Source organism: Thalassococcus arenae, from assembly GCF_019104745.1.
Classification (GTDB): Bacteria; Pseudomonadota; Alphaproteobacteria; order Rhodobacterales; family Rhodobacteraceae; genus Thalassococcus_B; species Thalassococcus_B arenae.
This window is the reverse complement of the sequence record NZ_JAHRWL010000001.1, coordinates 304,201-321,518: the sequence shown is the minus strand read 5'-3', so window position 1 is coordinate 321,518 and position 17,318 is coordinate 304,201. Positions and strand designations below refer to the sequence as shown.

22 protein-coding genes are annotated in these 17,318 nt (G+C 64.6%); 13 read left to right on the top strand and 9 right to left on the bottom strand.

Annotation, left to right across the window (positions count from 1 at the left end):
• Positions 1–15: 15 nt before the first annotated feature.
• The 3 genes from KUH32_RS01595 to KUH32_RS01585 all read right to left on the bottom strand — a co-directional run bounded on the left by KUH32_RS01595 (position 16) and on the right by KUH32_RS01585 (position 1,418).
• Positions 16–417: a MerR family transcriptional regulator gene (locus KUH32_RS01595; RefSeq protein ID WP_217776318.1), complete on the bottom strand. Its 402-nt coding sequence runs from the start codon at positions 415–417 to the stop codon at positions 16–18.
• A gap of 256 nt (positions 418–673) precedes the next feature.
• Positions 674–1,048, bottom strand: coding sequence for a MerR family transcriptional regulator (locus KUH32_RS01590; protein ID WP_217776317.1), 375 nt, complete (start codon positions 1,046–1,048; stop codon positions 674–676).
• 55 nt (positions 1,049–1,103) lie between these two features.
• Positions 1,104–1,418: a DMT family transporter gene (locus KUH32_RS01585; RefSeq protein ID WP_217776316.1), complete on the bottom strand. Its 315-nt coding sequence runs from the start codon at positions 1,416–1,418 to the stop codon at positions 1,104–1,106.
• 85 nt (positions 1,419–1,503) lie between these two features.
• Here KUH32_RS01585 and KUH32_RS01580 point away from each other — a divergent pair, with 85 nt between their 5' ends.
• From KUH32_RS01580 to KUH32_RS01535, 10 genes are all read left to right on the top strand, one after another.
• Entirely contained in the window at positions 1,504–2,130 is a 627-nt protein-coding gene (locus KUH32_RS01580) for a cysteine hydrolase family protein (RefSeq protein WP_217776315.1), read from the top strand.
• A gap of 52 nt (positions 2,131–2,182) precedes the next feature.
• Positions 2,183–2,605: a PaaI family thioesterase gene (locus tag KUH32_RS01575; protein WP_217776314.1), complete on the top strand. Its 423-nt coding sequence runs from the start codon at positions 2,183–2,185 to the stop codon at positions 2,603–2,605.
• Positions 2,602–3,114, top strand: coding sequence for a PaaI family thioesterase (locus KUH32_RS01570; RefSeq protein ID WP_217776313.1), 513 nt, complete (start codon positions 2,602–2,604; stop codon positions 3,112–3,114). Before KUH32_RS01575 ends, KUH32_RS01570 begins: the two co-directional genes overlap by 4 nt.
• On the top strand, positions 3,107–4,438 hold the full coding sequence (locus KUH32_RS01565; protein ID WP_217776312.1) for an MATE family efflux transporter: 1,332 nt from the start codon (positions 3,107–3,109) through the stop codon (positions 4,436–4,438). The genes KUH32_RS01570 and KUH32_RS01565 overlap by 8 nt, the downstream gene beginning before the upstream one ends.
• A 196-nt stretch (positions 4,439–4,634) precedes the next feature.
• On the top strand, positions 4,635–4,976 hold the full coding sequence (locus tag KUH32_RS01560) for a hypothetical protein (protein WP_217776311.1): 342 nt from the start codon (positions 4,635–4,637) through the stop codon (positions 4,974–4,976).
• Between the two features lie 89 nt (positions 4,977–5,065).
• A complete protein-coding gene (gene trpB / locus KUH32_RS01555; protein WP_217776310.1) occupies positions 5,066–6,286 on the top strand; it encodes a tryptophan synthase subunit beta in 1,221 nt (406 codons plus the stop codon).
• Positions 6,287–6,511: 225 nt separating this feature from the next.
• Positions 6,512–7,030 (top strand): PepSY domain-containing protein, encoded by a 519-nt coding sequence (locus tag KUH32_RS01550; protein WP_217776309.1) that lies wholly within the window; start codon positions 6,512–6,514, stop codon positions 7,028–7,030.
• Between the two features lie 96 nt (positions 7,031–7,126).
• Positions 7,127–7,774 carry a TIGR02466 family protein gene (locus KUH32_RS01545; RefSeq protein ID WP_217776308.1) on the top strand — a complete coding sequence of 216 codons (648 nt, stop codon included), beginning with the start codon at positions 7,127–7,129 and terminating at the stop codon, positions 7,772–7,774.
• Positions 7,775–7,936: 162 nt separating this feature from the next.
• Positions 7,937–8,437 (top strand): hypothetical protein, encoded by a 501-nt coding sequence (locus tag KUH32_RS01540; RefSeq protein ID WP_217776307.1) that lies wholly within the window; start codon positions 7,937–7,939, stop codon positions 8,435–8,437.
• A gap of 39 nt (positions 8,438–8,476) precedes the next feature.
• Entirely contained in the window at positions 8,477–8,983 is a 507-nt protein-coding gene (locus KUH32_RS01535) for a helix-turn-helix transcriptional regulator (protein ID WP_217776306.1), read from the top strand.
• On the opposite strand, the gene KUH32_RS01530 is transcribed toward KUH32_RS01535, so the two are convergent.
• From KUH32_RS01530 to KUH32_RS01510, 5 genes are all read right to left on the bottom strand, one after another.
• Positions 8,980–9,357 carry a DUF2237 family protein gene (locus KUH32_RS01530; protein WP_217776305.1) on the bottom strand — a complete coding sequence of 126 codons (378 nt, stop codon included), beginning with the start codon at positions 9,355–9,357 and terminating at the stop codon, positions 8,980–8,982. The two genes, KUH32_RS01535 and KUH32_RS01530, sit on opposite strands and share 4 nt — an antisense overlap.
• Positions 9,357–10,532 carry a serine hydrolase domain-containing protein gene (locus KUH32_RS01525; RefSeq protein WP_217776304.1) on the bottom strand — a complete coding sequence of 392 codons (1,176 nt, stop codon included), beginning with the start codon at positions 10,530–10,532 and terminating at the stop codon, positions 9,357–9,359. The genes KUH32_RS01530 and KUH32_RS01525 overlap by 1 nt, the downstream gene beginning before the upstream one ends.
• A gap of 61 nt (positions 10,533–10,593) precedes the next feature.
• Positions 10,594–11,634: a DUF2332 domain-containing protein gene (locus tag KUH32_RS01520; protein WP_217776303.1), complete on the bottom strand. Its 1,041-nt coding sequence runs from the start codon at positions 11,632–11,634 to the stop codon at positions 10,594–10,596.
• The gene (gene pth, locus KUH32_RS01515) at positions 11,631–12,323 is read right to left on the bottom strand and encodes an aminoacyl-tRNA hydrolase (RefSeq protein ID WP_217776302.1); all 693 of its coding nucleotides are present in this window, start codon (positions 12,321–12,323) and stop codon (positions 11,631–11,633) included. Before pth ends, KUH32_RS01520 begins: the two co-directional genes overlap by 4 nt.
• 131 nt (positions 12,324–12,454) lie before the next feature.
• Positions 12,455–13,117 carry a 50S ribosomal protein L25/general stress protein Ctc gene (locus KUH32_RS01510; protein WP_217776301.1) on the bottom strand — a complete coding sequence of 221 codons (663 nt, stop codon included), beginning with the start codon at positions 13,115–13,117 and terminating at the stop codon, positions 12,455–12,457.
• A 157-nt stretch (positions 13,118–13,274) separates the two neighbouring features.
• Between KUH32_RS01510 and KUH32_RS01505 the strand changes: the two genes are divergently transcribed.
• A complete protein-coding gene (locus KUH32_RS01505) occupies positions 13,275–14,429 on the top strand; it encodes an MFS transporter (RefSeq protein WP_217776300.1) in 1,155 nt (384 codons plus the stop codon).
• 21 nt (positions 14,430–14,450) lie between these two features.
• Here the strand turns inward: KUH32_RS01505 and KUH32_RS01500 are convergent, their stop codons facing one another.
• Positions 14,451–15,614, bottom strand: coding sequence for an alpha-hydroxy acid oxidase (locus KUH32_RS01500; RefSeq protein WP_217776299.1), 1,164 nt, complete (start codon positions 15,612–15,614; stop codon positions 14,451–14,453).
• A gap of 141 nt (positions 15,615–15,755) precedes the next feature.
• Here KUH32_RS01500 and KUH32_RS01495 point away from each other — a divergent pair, with 141 nt between their 5' ends.
• Together KUH32_RS01495 and KUH32_RS01490 are read left to right on the top strand one after the other, a co-directional pair.
• Positions 15,756–16,865, top strand: coding sequence for an Acg family FMN-binding oxidoreductase (locus KUH32_RS01495; RefSeq protein WP_217776298.1), 1,110 nt, complete (start codon positions 15,756–15,758; stop codon positions 16,863–16,865).
• Entirely contained in the window at positions 16,858–17,313 is a 456-nt protein-coding gene (locus tag KUH32_RS01490; RefSeq protein ID WP_217776297.1) for a MarR family winged helix-turn-helix transcriptional regulator, read from the top strand. Before KUH32_RS01495 ends, KUH32_RS01490 begins: the two co-directional genes overlap by 8 nt.
• Positions 17,314–17,318: the final 5 nt, after the last annotated feature.

Genomic DNA, 17,318 nt, shown 5'->3' with positions numbered 1-17,318 from the left:
GTGTCGCGTCCGGGCTTATTCGGCCGCGCGCTTCTGGTTCATCGAGGCGATCATCTTTTCGCCCCATTTCATCTGTTCCTGCAGCTCGGCGATGGCGATGTTCAGCTCGTCGCGCTGCTTGATCATGTCCGACAGCCGGTCTTGCGCGATCTCGTAGGTGCGGCTCAGCTGCGTCTGCTGCTGGTCGCCCATGTGATAGAGATCGAGAAGCTGGCGGATCTCCTCGAGACTGAAACCGAAACGCTTGCCGCGCAGGATCAGTTTCAGCCGGGCCCGGTCACGCTTGGTGAACAGGCGCTTTTGTCCTTCGCGAACCGGGAACAGCAATTCCTTCTGCTCGTAGAAGCGCAGCGTGCGAGGGGTCACCTCGTAGGCATCGCACATTTCGCGGATCGTCATCATGCGGTCGTCACTCATCTTTCTCTCCTTACCTCGGGGAAGCACCCCCGAAGTGCGGATTTGCGACCCTTCATACAATGGGAATTTTCGTTGACGTAACTCAAACGCCACGTCACTTCGCGCTTGACGTAAGATCAATTCGCGTCAACGCAAGGCCCGCGCAACATTCTGAGTCTCAAAGCGGTTTGAGGGGCTTAGGTTGGGTCAGGAAAACCTGACCCTGCCCATTTTCACCCGCGTGGCGCTGCCATCCGAAGCCTTGGATTCGCCGCGATCACAGTTTCTTGAGCTCGGCCGTGGTGTCGTCACGCATGGCCTGAAGTTCGCGCATGGCGGTGTCGAGTTGTTCGCGCTGTTCGGCTAGTTCACCCAGCTGGCGATCGGCCAGCTTGAGCCAGGCCTGCATCTGCGCCTTCGACCCTTCGTGTTCGTAGATCAGCAGCCACTGGCGGATTTCCTCGAGCGGAAAGCCCCATTTCCGACCGCGCAGGATCAGCGTCATCCGCGCCACTTCGCGCGGACCGTAATAGCGGGCGCGGCCTTCGCGGTCGGGCGCCAGCAACTCGATGTATTCGTAATAGCGCAAGGTGCGCGGCGTCACGTCGAACCGCTCGCACATCTCCTTGAAGCTGAGCCTGGCTTCGGTCATTCGTCTCTCCCCTCGCGGCAAAATAGGAGGAGCCACGCATCAGGGCAACATGCACTTATTGTGCCGCTTTCATCAAGGCGATCCCGCTGACGATCAACGCCGCGGCCAACAGGCGCAGCGGCGTCGCGGCCTCGCCCAGAAAGACCAGCCCGACGACAAAGGCGCCCGCCGCTCCGATCCCGGTCCAGACCGCGTAGGCGGTGCCCAGGGGCAGTGAGCGCATGGCAAGTGCAAGCAAGCCGACCGAAGCCAGCATCGACAAGGCGCACAGCACCGACGGCCAGAACCGGGTGAAGCCGTCGGATTGCTTCATCGCGAACGCCCAGACGACTTCCAGCACTCCTGCCGCCATAAGAATCGTCCATGCCATGCGCGTTTCCTTTGCGGTTGTGCCGGTCGAATTCGGACGCGAGGATGCGGCTATTGTGCAGACCGGCAAGGAAGGGGCAAGTATCATGGCCAATGCGAATTTGCGCGCGCGCGATCTGATCGAAGGCCGCGCCGCGCTCATCGTGATCGACATCCAGGCCAGCACGTTCATCGACGACAGCGCCGTGCGCGCCATCGACAACATGCCGGGTTACCGCGACCGGATGCTTGAGGCGCGCAAGGCAATCGATGCCGCGCGCGAGGCCGGGATACCGGTGATCTTCATCCAGGAGGTACACCGACCCGATCTGGTGGATTTCGGGCGTGAACTCGATGGGGCCGAGGATGTTCATTGCCTCGAGGACAATCCGCGCACCGACATCGCCGTCGAACAGATGGGGTTCCGATCCGACGATTACCTGATCCGCAAGCGCCGCTATTCGGCGTTTTTCGGAACCGATCTGGAAATCTTGCTGAAAGGGCTGCGCGTCCAGACCCTGATCCTGGTCGGCGGGCTGACCGATGTCTGCGTGCATTACACATTCGTGGATGCCCACCAGCACGATTACTTCGTCCGCGTGATCGAAGACTGCGTCGCCGGGTCCGACATCGATGCCCACGAGGCGAGCTTGCGCGCGATGGAATACCTGCAATCCGGTGCGGTCCGGTCGTTGCAAGAGGTCGTCGCCGCGATGCGGGATGCCGCCGCCTGAGGCTTGCACGCATCCCGGCGGCGCCGCATAAAACCGCCAAAGGAGTCCGCCCATGAATGCCGACAAGGCCCGCATCGCGCGGCAATTCATCGAAACCATCCCGCATTCCCGCGCCCTTGGCATGCAGATCACCGAGATCGGCGACGGGGTGGCCGAGATCACGATGCCCTATGACGAACGATTCATCGGCGATCCGGAAACGCGGGTGATCCACGGCGGGGCGGTTTCGGCCTTGATGGATACCTGCGGCGGGGCTGCGGTGATGAGCCATCCGCAAAGTCCCGCGGGCACGGCCACCATCGATTTGCGAATCGACTACATGCGTGGAGCGACACCGGGGCAGGCGATCACCGCGCGCGCAGAATGTTATCATATAACGCGATCTGTCGCCTTTGTGCGCGCCCAGGCCTTCGACGATGACCGCGACCGCCCGGTCGCCACCGCCAGCGGCGCCTTCACGGTGGAGGGATCATGACCGCGCGCAAGCCGCCCGAACCCGTGCAGGTGGTCAAGCAACGCCGCGACGCCGCGTTGCGGGCGCTGGCGGGCGGGGTGCCCTATATCCAGTTCCTGGGCATTCATTTCGACCGCCGCGGCGACGAATTGACCGGCGTGCTGCCCTTTGCCGACAAGCTGATCGGCAATCCGTTTCTGCCGGCGATCCATGGAGGGGTCACGGCGGCGTTTCTCGAGGTCACCGCGATCATCACGCTGAGCTGGACCTATCTGTGGGACGACCTGGAAAGCGGTGCGCTGGAAGTGGCGACGCTGGAGCAGGGCCGCTTGCCGCGCCTGCCCAAGACCATCGATTTCACGGTCGATTACCTGCGGTCCGGTCTGCCGCGCGATGCCTATGCCCGCGCCCGCGTCACCCGGTCGGGGCGGCGTTATTCCAGTGTTCAGGTCGAGGCGTGGCAGGACAACCGCGAGCGTCCCTTTGCCCAGGCCACCGCGCATTTCCTGATGCCGCGCCGCGATGGCTGACGCGTCGGCGGGACAGCCGATCACCCATGCACGGGTCCTGAAAATCGCCATCCCGATCCTGCTGGCCAATGTCACCGTGCCGATCCTCGGCGCGGTCGACACCGCCGTGGTGGGCCAGATCCCGCGTCCCGAACCCATCGCCGCGGTCGGTGTGGGCGCGGTCATCCTGTCGGCGATCTACTGGATCTTCGGCTTTCTGCGCATGGGCACGACCGGCTTGACCGCGCAGGCGGCGGGTGCGGACAACGCCGCCGAAGTGGCGGCTTTGCTGACCCGCGCGTTGATGATCGGATTGAGCGGCGGCCTGCTGCTGATCCTGTTGCGCCCGTTGCTGTTCTGGGGTGCTTTCGCCGTCTCGCCCGCCAGCGCCGAGGTCGAGGCACTGGCCCGCGATTACATGGCGATCCGCATCTGGTCGGCGCCGGCGGCTGTGGCGATCTACGGCATCACCGGCTGGCTGATCGGGCAGGAACGCACGCGCGGGGTGCTCGGTCTCCAGCTCTGGATGAACGGCGTGAACGTGGCGTTGGACCTGGTGTTCGTGCTGGGCTTCGGCTGGGGCGTGCAAGGCGTGGCGCTGGCCACGCTGATCGCCGAGGTGACCGGGCTGGCCATCGGGCTGTGGCAGTGCCGTGATGCGTTGCGCGCATCGGGCTGGCGCGACTGGCCCCGGGTTTTCGACAAGGCGCGGTTGCGACGCATGGCGGTGGTCAATACCGACATCCTGATCCGGTCGCTGCTTTTGCAGACGATCTTCGTGTCCTTCCTGCTGACCGGCGGGCGCTTCGGCGATGTCACGCTGGCGGCCAACCAGGTGCTGCTGCAATTCGTGCATATCACCGGCTATGCGCTGGACGGGTTCGCCTTTGCCGCCGAGGCTCTGGTGGGGCGCGCCTTCGGCGCCGGGCGCATGGCGCAATTGCGGCGGGGCGCGGTGCTGACCAGTTTCTGGGGCCTGGTGTTTGCGCTTGGCATGACCGTGGCGTTCTGGCTGGCCGGGCCGGCGCTGATCGATGTCATGGCCAAGGACCCCGAGGTGCAGCAGGCCGCGCGGACCTATCTGCCCTGGATGATCGCCGCGCCGGTGATGCTGCTGGCGCTGGTGATGTTCGACGGTATCTTCATCGGGGCGACCCGTTCGGCCGACATGCGCAACATGATGGCGGTCTCGACGGCGATCTATTTCGCCGCGATGTGGCTGCTGCTGGACCCGTTGCAGAACCACGGGCTGTGGCTGGCGATGCACATCTCGTTTGCCGCACGCGGCCTGACACTGGCCCTGCGTTACCCGGCGCTGGAGCGCGCGGCGGCGCAGCCGCAATAGGCGGCGGGGGAATCACCCGACCGTCCCGCCATTGTTCGGGCTGGCAAGACGATGCCGGCGACCTGCCGGGATCGTTTCGGCAATCCGTACCAAACAGGGCCGAAACAGGGCGAAATGGTGTAAGCATTTTGAGAATTTGTCCGAAATGCGGTAGCTTCCTGACCGGGTTGGGGCTTTGCGTTGAAAGGATGGCGCAATGTTCCATGTCACGATTCTGGCGGCCGAACCCCGCGGCTGGGCCTCTCACCTCACCGTCTTGTTCCAGGGTCTGAAGCTGGCCCGACTGGCGCGGTCGTCGCACGGCTGCCACCGCTCGGGCGCTTTCGGCAAGAATGGCCGGGTTTTCGTCTACGCGGTCTGGAATTCCAAGTTCGACGCCAAGTTCCATCAGCATTCCGCGGAATACAAAGCCATTCAGCAGGCCCTGCAGACGCGCGGCTGCGCACCGGCGACCCACGCCTTCGTGTGTCAGACCAAACCGACGCAGGAACAACTGGCCGAGATGTGGTCGGGCGCGCAATACATGATGGCGGCCTGATACCGGCCGGGACGGCAAGTTTTGCGTGGCAAATCCCGCCTGCGCGGCCTAATTAGGCGGCGAAGGCTTTGCAGGGAGAGTGCCGCGCGATGAACGATCTGGCCAACAGCTTCATGACCGGACCCGACGAAAAGGGCCGCTTCGGCATCTATGGCGGGCGTTTCGTGTCCGAGACGCTGATGCCGCTGATCCTGGAACTGGAAGAGCAGTACGAGCGCGCCAAGACCGACACGTCCTTCTGGGACGAGATGGACTTTCTCTGGAAGCATTATGTGGGCCGCCCGTCGCCGCTCTATTTCGCCGAACGGCTGACCGAACGGCTGGGCGGCGCCAAGGTCTACATGAAGCGCGACGAGTTGAACCATACCGGCGCGCACAAGATCAACAACGTGCTGGGCCAGATCATCCTGGCGCGTCGCATGGGCAAGACCCGGATCATCGCCGAAACCGGCGCCGGTCAGCACGGCGTGGCCACCGCCACGGTCTGCGCCAAGTTCGGGCTGAAATGCGTGGTCTACATGGGCGCGCATGACGTCGAACGCCAGGCGCCCAATGTCTTTCGCATGAAATTGCTGGGCGCCGAGGTGGTTCCGGTGACATCCGGGCGCGGCACGCTCAAGGACGCGATGAACGACGCGCTGCGCGACTGGGTGACCAATGTGCGCGACACCTTCTACTGCATCGGCACGGTGGCGGGGCCGCATCCCTATCCGGCCATGGTGCGCGACTTCCAGTCGATCATCGGCAAGGAAACCCGCGAACAGATGATGGAGGCCGAAGGCCGTCTGCCCGACACGATCATCGCCGCCATCGGCGGCGGCTCGAACGCGATGGGGTTGTTCTTTCCCTTCCTCGACGACAAGGGGGTGAACATCATCGGTGTCGAAGCGGGCGGCAAGGGCGTCGACGAGAAGATGGAGCATTGCGCCAGCCTGACGGGCGGGCGGCCGGGCGTGCTGCACGGCAATCGCACCTACCTTTTGCAGGACGAGGACGGCCAGATCCTGGAAGGCTTCTCGATCTCGGCGGGTCTGGATTATCCCGGCATCGGGCCCGAACACGCGTGGCTCAAGGATGTGGGCCGGGCCGAATACGTCTCGATCACCGATGCCGAGGCATTGACCGCCTTCCAGCTGTGCTGCGAGACCGAAGGCATCATCCCCGCGCTGGAACCGAGTCACGCGCTGGCCCATGTCGCCAAGATCGCGCCCGATCTTCCGGCCGATCACATCATCTGCATGAATATGTGCGGCCGCGGTGACAAGGACATCTTCACGGTCGCCAAGCATCTGGGCTTTGACATGGCTTGATCGCCCTGCGGCGGTCGCTGTTCCTGGTGCCCTCCGGCCTTGCAGCCGGGGGGTTCTTTTTTGCGGCCCTCGAACCTTGACTAAACTCAGGTTTATGCCCGTCGGCCGGTCGTTTATCGCGTTGCCCCTAAACCCCGTGCCAATATCCGGGACGCCCAAAGCATCGCAAGGTCGGAGCGTTGACACAGACCGCGGGATGCCGCGCCAGACCGAAAGGGACCAGAAATGAAAAAGACAACGACGCTTACCGCAGCCGCGCTGCTGCTTGGCACGACGGCGATGGCCGATCAGTTGACCGACCAGATCATCGCCGACCTCCAGTCGCAGGGTTTCGAACGCATCGAGATCAAGAACGCACCCGGCCAGGTCAAGGCCGAAGCGATCCGCGGCACACAGAAGCTCGAAGTGATCTGGGATCGTTCGACGGGCAGTATCATCAAGCAGGAAGTCGAGCGGGTCGATGCCGATGACGATACCGCGCCGGGCATCGAGATCGCGACCCGCGACAAGAATTTCATCGATGCCGACGACGACGACGACGAGGATGATGACGAGCGCGACGACGACGAGAGCGACGACGACGAAAACGACGAAAACGACGAGCGCGACGACGATGAGAGCGACGAGCGCGATGACGAAGACGACGACGATGACGAAGACGATGATGACGACGAAGGCGACGACGACGAGGACGACTCCGACGAAGATGACGATGACGATGGCGAAGACGACGAAGACGACTGACGCCAGGCGCCCCGAGGCAGACTGAACTGCCGCGCCTCGCCGCCTCCGGACAGCGTTGCCGTGTCCGGGGGCGGTTCTTGTGAAAAGGGTCACATGATGACGGCTGAACCGATTCTGGAACAAACCAGATACCAAAAACTGTTTTCGACGCCGCTTCTGCACTACCGCGTGCCCGATGCCGACGCGTTCAACGCCGCACTTCTGGAAGAGGGCGCACGCCTGCGCGCCGCCTCGGAGGGAGCGCAGAAATCCAACCGCGGCGGCTGGCATTCGTCGGGCAACCTGTTCGACGAACAGGCCGGCTGTATCCGGCAGCTTGCCCGACTGGCCACCGAGGCGGTGTTCCTTGCAAACGACCGGATTGGCGCCAAGACACCGCGCGAAGCGCTGAAGCTGAAACTGTTCGCCTGGATGAACGCGAATCCGAAACAGGGCTTCAACGCACCGCATACACATCCCGGCGCGCATTGGTCGGGGGTCTACTACGTCGCCCAGCCGGAAATCGACGAAGGCAATTCCGGGATGATCGAATTCGTCGACCCGAGATCGGATCTTCCGAATTGGCGGTTGCTCAAGGCGCCGGCATTCCGGATGAAGACCAAGATACGCCCCGCGCCCGGCGACATGATCCTGTTTCCGTCCTACCTGGTGCATTGGGTCTATCCCAACGAAGCCGAGGAAGAGCGCGTCACGATTGCCTTCAACGCGACCTTCCGCGCAATCAAGCGGGGCAAGTCCGCATGATGCCGACCGCATTCCGCCATGCGCCGGAGCGCCTGCGGCCTGGCGAACAACCATCCCGGACGGCGACCGGACCGGTGTGGCGGCGAATGTTGCGCCGGTCTATGCTGCAGCACAGACGGGCGTGCCCCGACGTGGCAGGCGCGGCCGGCAGAGGAAACCGTGATGAAACGCCGTGACTTTCTGATCGCCTTGGGAAGCGTCGGTCTGGCCGGGGCCCCCGCCGCGGCGCAGACCGCCGAGGAACAGGTGATCCGCCAACTGCGACAGCAAGGCTATTCGAATATCCGTGTCGCCCGCACCTTGCTGGGCCGCGTCCGCATTCTGGCGACCGGCGCGGGCGGCGAACGGGAAATCGTGCTCAACCCGTCCAGCGGTGTCATCCTGCGCGACTACCTCAAGCGTCACAGGGATGATGACGATCCGCGCCGCGCCAACAGCGGCAAGGGCCGCAGCGACGACGAAGACGATGATGATGATGACGACGATGATGATGACGACGACGACGATGACGACGATGAGGACAACAGTGGTCCGGGCGGCGGCGACGATGAGGACGACGACGAAGACGATGATGATGACGATGATGATGACGACGATGACGACAACAGCGGCTCTGGTGGCGGCGACGATGACGATGATGATGACGACGACGACGACGATTGATCCGGTATCGAACCGACCCGCCTGAGGAGGCGCTGGCGCGTGCGCGACAAGATCCTGTTCTCTGCCCTTTTGGCCGTGCAACTGGCTTGCGCGTTCTTCTTCGTCTACGACATCGCGTTCTCTGTCCTTGGATTGCGGACGCAGCCGCTGTCCTGGGCGCTGTACGAACTGGTGGAACTTGGTGCCGCCGCCGGGTTGGTCCTTGGAGTTGTCACCACGTCGATGATGTTGCGCCGGTCATTGCGTGCGCGTGACCGCGCCGAACAGAGCTTGCGTGCGGCGTCGGGCGCCTTTCTCGATGTGCTGGAAGAACGGTTCGACGATTGGGGGCTGACCCCGGCCGAACGCGATGTCGCGCTGTTTGCCGTCAAGGGGCTGTCGATCGCCGAGATCGCCGCGCTGCGGAGCACATCGGAAGGTACAGTCAAGGCCCAGACCAACGCGATCTACCGCAAGGCCGGCGTGTCGGGCCGGCCGCAATTGCTCAGCCTGTTCATCGACGATCTGATGGATGCCGCGCACGTCCCTGCCCGCCGCAGCGCCTAGCTCGCGGGTTCGGCGTTCCGGCGCAGGATGTCCAGCGGTACGATTTCCAGCGCGCGTTCGTGGGTGGCTTCCAGGTGGACCCTGGGGGCGCAGCCTTCGTCATGGGCTTGCAGGAACCGGCCGGCACACAGGCACCAGCGATCACCGGGTTTCAGTCCGGGGAAGCGGAATTCGGGCCGCGGTGTGGACAAGTCATTGCCGACATACTTGGAGAACGCCAGGAACTCGGCCGTCATCACGGCGCAGACGGTGTGACTGCCCTGGTCGGCGGCGCAGGTGTTGCAGTGTCCGTCGCGGAAAAACCCGGTCAGCGGATCGGTCGAACAGGGTTCCAATGCGCTACCCAGAACGTTGATCTCGGGGTCCTTTTCCATCAGCTGGCTTCCTTTCCGGCGATATCGGTCAGGCGGCGGAACATCTCCAGCGCGTCGTCGAAGGCGCCGGTTTCGCGAAATTGCCGATCCGCACCGGTGAGCGCGATGACCACACCCGCGGGCCGGTTGACATAGACGTATTGCCCATAGATCCCGCGGGCAAAGAATTCGCCTTCGGTCGCATCGCGCGGGATCCACCATTGGTAGCCATACCCGGTCTGGTCCCGCCGGGTGGGGGCCGAGGCCTGCGTGCTTTCGCGCACCCAGTCGCGCGGCACGATCTGCCGGCCCTCAAGCGCGCCGTCCTGCAGGAACATCAGGCCCATCCGGGCATAGTCGCGGGTGGTCAGGTTCAACCCGCCCAGCACGAAGGCCGTGCCGTAGCCGTCGGTCACGTAGTAGGGCTGGCGGGCGACACCCAGCGGCTCGAACAGCTTTTCCGCCATCAATTCGGGAATGCTGCGCCCCGTGGCGCCGCGCAGCACCATCGACAGCACATGGGTGTCGATCGAGACATATTGCCAGCGCTCCCCCGGCGGGCCGATGCGGTCATCCAGCCCGGCGGCAAAGCCGTCCATCGAGGTGCCGAGCGCCAGGACACGGCCCATCTTGTTGATGTCGCTCCAGAAATCCAGGTAGTCTTCGTCGAACTCGACGCCCGAGGACATTTGCAGAACGTTGCGGATCGTGGCGCCGTCATAGGCGCCGCCGACCAGGTCGGGGGCGTATTTCGTCACCGGGTCGTCGAGGCTGTCGATTTCGCCCTCGGCCAGCAGGATGCCGAACAGCGCCGACAAGTAGGATTTTGCCACCGACCAGGAGATGCGCAGATCATCCACACCGGTGCCCAAATGATAGCTTTCGTGCACCACGGCGCCGTCCCGCAGAACCAGCGCAGAGGTGACCGAGCGCCGGACCAGGAAATCCGCCCAATCCGCCGGCATGGTCAGCGTCGCACCCTTGACAAACGGCGTGGCTTCGCGGGTCGCGGGGATTGGCCGGGTTTCGAACAACATGTCCATATTGCTGAAATTGGCGACGATCCGGTCTTCGTCGAAAAGCGTCATGACGGCGCCGAGGCGGCTCAGTTCCTCGGCCTTCCAGACCGCCGCCGCGCCCAGCAGAACGGCGCCGACCAAGCCGGCCTTGAGACCCGTGGCAATCCAGCGTCGCATGACGATCCTCCGTGGATGTCAGATTAGCGGGCCGGCAGCGCCGATCAATGACGACGTTCGGTCAGGCGCCCTGCCAGTCGATCCAGCGGCCGTGAAAATCGCCGCGACCCAGCATCAGCGTCACGTCGCCCGGCCAAAGCCGCAACGTCAACGCGGCACCGCGCCCGCCGGTGGTGTCGCCATCGGTTTCCATCTGCAGCCAGGCCAGCGGCCGGGTCGGCGTGGCGTCGCGACCCGCCTGCTGCATCAACGCCTCGCCGCGCGCCTGCCGGTCGGCGGGGAAATACTGCCAGGCCACGGTGTTCTGCACCAGGTGCAGCGCGCCGTCTGGGGCGCTGTCCAGCCGGTCGGCAAGCCAGTCCACCGCGTCGCCCCGGTCGATCCCGGGAATGGGCAGGTCCAGCGCGGCGTTGGTCATTTCCAGGCGGTGCGGCTGGTCCGGCCAGAGGTAGGACAACAAACGCAGACGGCCCCGGTCGGTCGCGGCATCGATCGGCATCAGGTCGACACCGCGCCGTTCGATCACCTGTGGCGCAGCATCGGGCGGCAAGGGACCGGTCCAGTTGGGGCGCAGCACGACCGGCGCATCGTCCGGGCCGATCCGTGCGCCCGGCAAGTCCAGCGCATAGCGGTCCCAGTTCAGGTTCAGACCGGCAGAAGCGCCCAATTCGGACAACACGACGGGCAAGGCAAACCGCTCGGCGGCCACCTGCGCCCCGGCGATCAGGGCGGCGGATCGGCGGATTTCGTTTGTCTGCGGCGGCGAGGCGATCCAGTCGGAGAGATACGGGTCGAACTGGGCCAGCGCGGCAAGCACGGCGTCGCGCAACGCCGCGTCGTCGGGCGCATTGGGCGGATAGACGGCGGCCAGCGCCGGCGCCTCCCCCGACAGGACGAGGGCGTGAAGGCCACTGGCGATCCGCAAGGGCAAGCTGTGCCCGGCGGGTCCGATATCGCCGCCGAAAGCGGCGCAGCGCGCCGCTATCGCGCCGGTCAGCGGCTGGTTGTCGGCCAACATCGTGCAAAGCCGCCCCATGAATGGCGAACCGAGAGCCGCGCAGGACGTCGCCTGGTGGCGAAAGGCGGTTTCGAGATCGATCATCGAAAGCGGTCCACCAGCTTTTGCAACGGGCTGCGCTTGTCCAAGGGCTCGGGCTCGGGTCCGGGATTCGGGGTTTGTCGATCGGTGGTTTCCGGCTTTTCGGCAGCTTTGGATGACCGTGGCGGCGCGACACGCAGGGCGACGGCATTCAGAAATCGCGCTGTGTCGTCCTCGGCAAGAGCCGGCGCGCCTTCGGACAACCCCCGCAGCAAGTCGTCCAGCCACTCCGCATCGGCCTTGGGAAAATCGTGCAGCACGTAGTGCGAGACAAGGTCCTTGCGTCCGGGATGGCCGATCCCGAGCCGGACGCGGCCGTAATCCTCGCCGATATGGCCGTGGATGGAACGCAACCCGTTGTGCCCGGCATGTCCGCCGCCCAGCTTGACACGGCATTTGCCCGGCGCCAGGTCCAGCTCGTCGTGGAAAACGACGACATCGGCGGGTTCGAGCTTGTAGAAGCGTACCGCTTCGCCCACCGCCTGACCCGAGCGGTTCATGAACGTTTCGGGTTTGAGCATCAGAACCTTTTCACGACCCAATCGCCCTTCGGTCAACTGGCCCTGGAACTTTGCGCGCCAGGGGGCAAAGCCGTGATCGGCGGCAATCCGGTCGACGGCCATAAAGCCGATATTGTGACGGTTCTTGGCGTATTGGCTGCCGGGATTGCCCAGGCCGACGAACAGCTTCATAGCGTCCTCCGCGTTCTGGCGATGGTTCGGACATACCGCGTCAGGCCGCACAACGGAAGCGGGGCAGGGCGGAAACGAAAACGCCCCGGCCATCGGGCCGGGGCGTCAAGCGGGCCGATCGGTCCGCCTGGTTATTCTTCGGTGCCTTCGGCTTCTTCGGTCTCAACTTCGGTGGCTTCGACGTCCGCCGCTTCGTCCTCGTCCTCATCACCGGCCGAACGCAGGCTCGACGGGGCCGAGATGTTGCAGATCGTGAAGTCGCGGTCGATCGTCGGCTTGGTGCCGGCGGGCAGCGTGACGTCGGAAATCGTCACGACATCGCCCACTTCGAGGCCGGTCAGGTCGACCACGATCTTTTCGGGGATGTCGCTGGCAGTGACGACCAGTTCCACCTCGGGGCGGACGACCGTCAGGACGCCGCCCTTCTTGATGCCGGGCGATGCGGCTTCGTTGGTGAACTCGACCGGGATATACAGCGCCACCTTCGAGGTGCGGCGCAGGCGCATGAAATCGACATGCGTCGGCAGGTCCTTGACCACGTCGCGCTGCACGTCGCGGCAGATCACGCGGACATCCTCGTGCCCGTCGACCTTCAGGTTGAACAGCGTCGCCTTGAAGCGACCGGCCTTCAACCGCTTGAACAGGTCGTTGAAGGGCACCTGAATCGGCAGAGGATCTTTTTCGCCGCCAAAAACGATACCCGGGACCATACCGGCGCGGCGCGCCTGACGAGCGGCGCCCTTGCCTGTCCCCGTCCGTTCCTGGGCGTTGAGATCGGGAATCTCGCCAGCCATGTTTCTCTCCATCTGGTAGGGGCGGGGTGCCTCCAAGGCTGTCACCCCGCATGAAGCCCGCGCGATAGACCGGATCGGTCCGTTTGGCAAGCTGGAAAACCCAGGCCTGTCGTTTTGGGTCTGGTCTTGGTGCAATCCCCATGCCAGAGCCGGGCTCATGCGGTTGCTGAACGATCTTGTCGCCTCCCGGCGCGCCTTGACCGGTTTCATCGTCGTCGGTTTCGGCTGGGCGGCGTTTTCGGCTCAGATGCCGGTGCTCAAGGCACAGGTCGGTGCCGGCGACGGGTTCTGGGGAACGCTGATCCTGATCGGGTCGACCGGCGCGCTGATGGCAATGTGGCTTGCCCCGCTGGTCTATCGCCTTGTCGGCGCATGGGCGATGATGGCGGGCGCGGCCGCGATGGTGTCGGGCTTCTTGCTTGCCGGGTTCGCCACGACCCCTGCGATGATGGGTGTCGCGCTGTTCCTGGCGGCAGGCGGATCGGGTGTGGCCGACGTCCTGGCCAACAACGAGGTCAGCGAAGCCGAGAGCGCAAGCAGGCGCAGCCTGATGAACCTCAACCACGGCCTGTTTTCGCTGGCCTACGCGCTGGCGGCGGTCGGCGTCGGGGTCGCGCGCGATGCCGGGCTTGAACCGCCGGTCATCTTTGCCGGATTGGCCGTTGCCGTGGCGATGCTGGTGCCGTGGATGCGCTTGCCGGATCGCGCCCTGCAATCCGGCGATCCGGCGGACGGCGCGACCGAACGCGTTTCCCGGGCCATCGTCTGGGTCGGCGGCCTGGTCGTTCTGGCGGCGTTTCTGAGCGAAGCGGCGTCCGAGGGGTGGTCGGCCCTGCATATCGAACGCACTTTGAACGGGTCGCCGGGGCAGGGGGCCAACGGCCCGGCCCTGCTGGCGACCGGCATGGCCGTGGGACGGCTGGGGGCGCATCTTATTGGCGCCGGCTGGCCGCCGTTCCGGGTCATGGTGATCGCGTCCTGCCTGGCCGGTGGCGGGCTGGCGCTGGCGGGCATGGCGCCCAGCATACCCGTCGCCTATCTGGGCTTTCTGTTGGGCGGGCTGGGATCGTCGGTTGTGGGTCCGCTGGCACTGGGGCTGGTCGGACAGGCGGTGCCCCCGCGGTTTCGCCTGACCGCGATCAGCCAGGCCGCAGCGCTTGGCTATGCGGCGTTTTTCCTGGGCCCGGTCATCATGGGGTTCGTGTCCGAGGGTTTCGGGCTTCGGATGTCTTTCTACGTCATCGCCGCGATCATGTTCGCCGTCGCCGCCGGTCTGCTGCCGGTCTGGGCGCGGTTGCTGTCGCGGCAGTGATCCGCGACAGCGGCGGCGGTTTTACTGCCAGCCGTCGTCGAAACCCTGGGGCACCATCAGGATATCGCGATCGACCTTGGCGATGTCGGTGCGGCCGCACAGTGCCATCGACATGTCCAGTTCCTTGTGGATGACTTCCAGTGCGCGGGTCACGCCCTGTTGCCCCATCGCGCCCAGCCCGTAGACCCAGGCGCGCCCGATCCACGCCGCCTTGGCGCCCATGGCGACCGCCTTGAGCACGTCTTGACCCGACCGGATGCCGCTGTCGAGATGCACCTCGATCTTGTCACCCACGGCATCGACGATCGCCGGCAGGGCGCGGATGGAACTGAGCGCGCCGTCCAGCTGACGCCCGCCGTGGTTCGACACGATGATCGCATCCGCGCCCACGTTGCAGGCCTCGAGCGCGTCGCGCGGATCCATGATGCCCTTGATGATCAGCGGGCCGTCCCACATCTTGCGGAATTCGCGGATGCGGTCCCAGTTCAGCGACTGGTCGAACGCCTCGGCGGTCCAGGTGCTGAGTGACGAAGGGTCGGTCACGCCCTTGGCATGGCCGACGATATTGCCGAAGAACCGCCGCTTGGTCGACAGCATGCCGATGCCCCACTGAACCTTGGTCATCATGTTGGCGACCGAGGCGGGGGTCAGTTTCGGCGGGGCCGACAGGCCGTTCTTGAGGTCCTTGTGACGCTGGCCCAGCAATTGCAGGTCGACGGTGATCACCGCGGCCGAGCATTTGGCGTCCTTCGCCCGGTCGAACAGCCGTTGCATGAAATCGTCGTCCTTGAGCGTGTAGACCTGCATCCAGAACGGTTTTTCGGTATGCGACGCGACATCCTCGATCGAACAGATCGACATGGTCGACAGGCAGAACGGAACACCGAATTTCTCGGCCGCCCGCGCGGCTTTGATCTCGCCGTCGAAATGCTGCATCCCGGTCAGACCGACCGGCGCCAGCGCCACCGGCATCGACACGTCCTGTCCGATCATCTGGGTCTTCAGATTGCGGCCCGCCATGTCGACGGCCACGCGTTGACGCAGATACAGCTTGTCGAAATCCGAGCTGTTCTCGCGAAAGGTCTGTTCGGACCAGCTGCCGGATTCGCAATAATCGTAGAACATCTTTGGCACGCGGCGACGGTAGATGCGCTTGAGGTCCTCGATTTCGGTGATGACGGGCATGGCAGGCGACCTTTGGTGGGTATTGGTTATGTTTGCTTACCAATAGCGGCCGGTTCGGGCAATGCGGCAAAAAAGTCTACACGCGTTTGCCTGGTTCGATATCGCACTATATAGTACGATATCGAACCAATGGAGAAACCGATGACCTATTCTCGGAGAAAGACACTTGGCCTGATCGGCGGCGGAACCGTTCTTGCCGCCACTGCCGGACTCGGCGCTTTCGCCGCAAGCCGGACCCCGGCCCGGGCGCTGGCACCCTGGGACATGGCGGGCGGATATGGCGACCCGCGGATGAACGCTCTGTCCTATGCGCTGCTTGCGCCCAACCCGCACAATCGGCAGCCATGGCAAGCCGAGTTGCGCGGCGATGACATGGTTGCTATCTGGCGCGATCCGTCGCGGAACCTGCCCGTCACTGACCCTTTCGCACGCCAGTTGACCATCGGGATGGGCTGTTTCCTTGACCTGATGCGGATGGCGGCTGCACAGGATCGCATCGGCATCGAACAAACCCTGTTCCCGGAAGGCGAGAGCGGACCGGTCGCGCTGTGCCGCTTCGTTCCGGACAGGGCGCAGCCCGATCCGCTTTTCGCCCACGCGATGGCGCGGCGCAGTCACAAGGATGCCTTCGATCCGCAACCGGTGACCCCCGCGGCCGCTGCACCGCTTGCTGCCTATGCCGAGGTCTTTACCGGCGGTGACGATGCCGACACCTTGCGAAGCCTGGCCGTCGAGGCCTGGCTGGTCGAAGCGTCGACCCAACCGGCCTGGCAGGAAAGCATCGACCTGCTGCGGATCGGCAAGGCCGAAATCAATGCCCGGCCGGACGGGATCGATGCCGGGGGGGTCCAGCTCGAAGTGCTGGCAAGGCTTGGTCTGTTCACCCGAGAAGCGGCATCCGACCCCGAGAATCCGGGATCGCGGACCGCCATCGAAGGCACCCGGGATGCCATTCTGGGCACGCCGGCCTTCGTCTTGCAGACCACGCCGGGCAACAGCCGTTTCGACCAGATCGAGGTCGGTGCGCGCTGGTTGCGGCTGAACCTTGCCGCGACCGGGGCCGGGTTGGCGGTGCGGCCGGTCAGCCAGGTGTTGCAGGAATATGCCGAAATGGCGCCGCTATACCAAGCGATCCACACCGCCTATGCCCCGCCGGGCGGCACGGTTCAAATGCTCGGGCTGTTGGGATACGCTCCGACGACGCCCCGCACACCGCGATGGGCATTGGAGACACGGATGCGCGATGCCTGATACGACCCCGGATGCTCCGGGGCGCACCTTTCAACTGTTCAACGAAGTGGGCATCATCGCCCAGCTCAGCCGCGCCTTTCTCGAGGCGCGGCTGCCGGATGGCATGCTGCTGCCGCATTTCAGCGTCGTCAACCACCTGATCCGGGTCAAGGACGGGCGCACGCCGCTGGAACTGGCCCGGTCTTTCCAGGTTCCGAAGACGACGATGACGCATACTCTGGCCGGTCTGGAAAAGCACAAATTCGTCGAGTTGCGCCGCAACCCCGACGACGCGAGGTCGAAGCAGGTCTGGCTGACGGAAACCGGGCGCCGGTTTCGCGACGAGGCGATCAAGGCCATCGGCCCGGACATGGCGCCGATCACCGATGTCTTGTCCGAGGACGAGATCGGGTTCCTGATCGACGCCCTGGGCAGGTTGCGGCGCCGGCTGGACGAAGCGCGCGGCTGACGCCG

Coding starts and splice junctions, on each gene's coding strand:
- KUH32_RS01585 (WP_217776316.1), bottom strand. CDS start 1,418: ATGGCATGGACGATTCTTATGGCGGCAGGAGTGCTGGAAGTCGTCTGG.
- KUH32_RS01575 (WP_217776314.1), top strand. CDS start 2,183: ATGAATGCCGACAAGGCCCGCATCGCGCGGCAATTCATCGAAACCATC.
- KUH32_RS01530 (WP_217776305.1), bottom strand. CDS start 9,357: ATGGAAAAGGACCCCGAGATCAACGTTCTGGGTAGCGCATTGGAACCC.
- KUH32_RS01550 (WP_217776309.1), top strand. CDS start 6,512: ATGAAAAAGACAACGACGCTTACCGCAGCCGCGCTGCTGCTTGGCACG.
- KUH32_RS01560 (WP_217776311.1), top strand. CDS start 4,635: ATGTTCCATGTCACGATTCTGGCGGCCGAACCCCGCGGCTGGGCCTCT.
- KUH32_RS01570 (WP_217776313.1), top strand. CDS start 2,602: ATGACCGCGCGCAAGCCGCCCGAACCCGTGCAGGTGGTCAAGCAACGC.
- KUH32_RS01500 (WP_217776299.1), bottom strand. CDS start 15,614: ATGCCCGTCATCACCGAAATCGAGGACCTCAAGCGCATCTACCGTCGC.
- KUH32_RS01565 (WP_217776312.1), top strand. CDS start 3,107: ATGGCTGACGCGTCGGCGGGACAGCCGATCACCCATGCACGGGTCCTG.
- KUH32_RS01510 (WP_217776301.1), bottom strand. CDS start 13,117: ATGGCTGGCGAGATTCCCGATCTCAACGCCCAGGAACGGACGGGGACA.
- pth (WP_217776302.1), bottom strand. CDS start 12,323: ATGAAGCTGTTCGTCGGCCTGGGCAATCCCGGCAGCCAATACGCCAAG.
- KUH32_RS01505 (WP_217776300.1), top strand. CDS start 13,275: ATGCGGTTGCTGAACGATCTTGTCGCCTCCCGGCGCGCCTTGACCGGT.
- KUH32_RS01495 (WP_217776298.1), top strand. CDS start 15,756: ATGACCTATTCTCGGAGAAAGACACTTGGCCTGATCGGCGGCGGAACC.
- KUH32_RS01540 (WP_217776307.1), top strand. CDS start 7,937: ATGAAACGCCGTGACTTTCTGATCGCCTTGGGAAGCGTCGGTCTGGCC.
- KUH32_RS01525 (WP_217776304.1), bottom strand. CDS start 10,532: ATGCGACGCTGGATTGCCACGGGTCTCAAGGCCGGCTTGGTCGGCGCC.
- KUH32_RS01520 (WP_217776303.1), bottom strand. CDS start 11,634: ATGATCGATCTCGAAACCGCCTTTCGCCACCAGGCGACGTCCTGCGCG.
- KUH32_RS01490 (WP_217776297.1), top strand. CDS start 16,858: ATGCCTGATACGACCCCGGATGCTCCGGGGCGCACCTTTCAACTGTTC.
- KUH32_RS01590 (WP_217776317.1), bottom strand. CDS start 1,048: ATGACCGAAGCCAGGCTCAGCTTCAAGGAGATGTGCGAGCGGTTCGAC.
- trpB (WP_217776310.1), top strand. CDS start 5,066: ATGAACGATCTGGCCAACAGCTTCATGACCGGACCCGACGAAAAGGGC.
- KUH32_RS01595 (WP_217776318.1), bottom strand. CDS start 417: ATGAGTGACGACCGCATGATGACGATCCGCGAAATGTGCGATGCCTAC.
- KUH32_RS01580 (WP_217776315.1), top strand. CDS start 1,504: ATGGCCAATGCGAATTTGCGCGCGCGCGATCTGATCGAAGGCCGCGCC.
- KUH32_RS01545 (WP_217776308.1), top strand. CDS start 7,127: ATGACGGCTGAACCGATTCTGGAACAAACCAGATACCAAAAACTGTTT.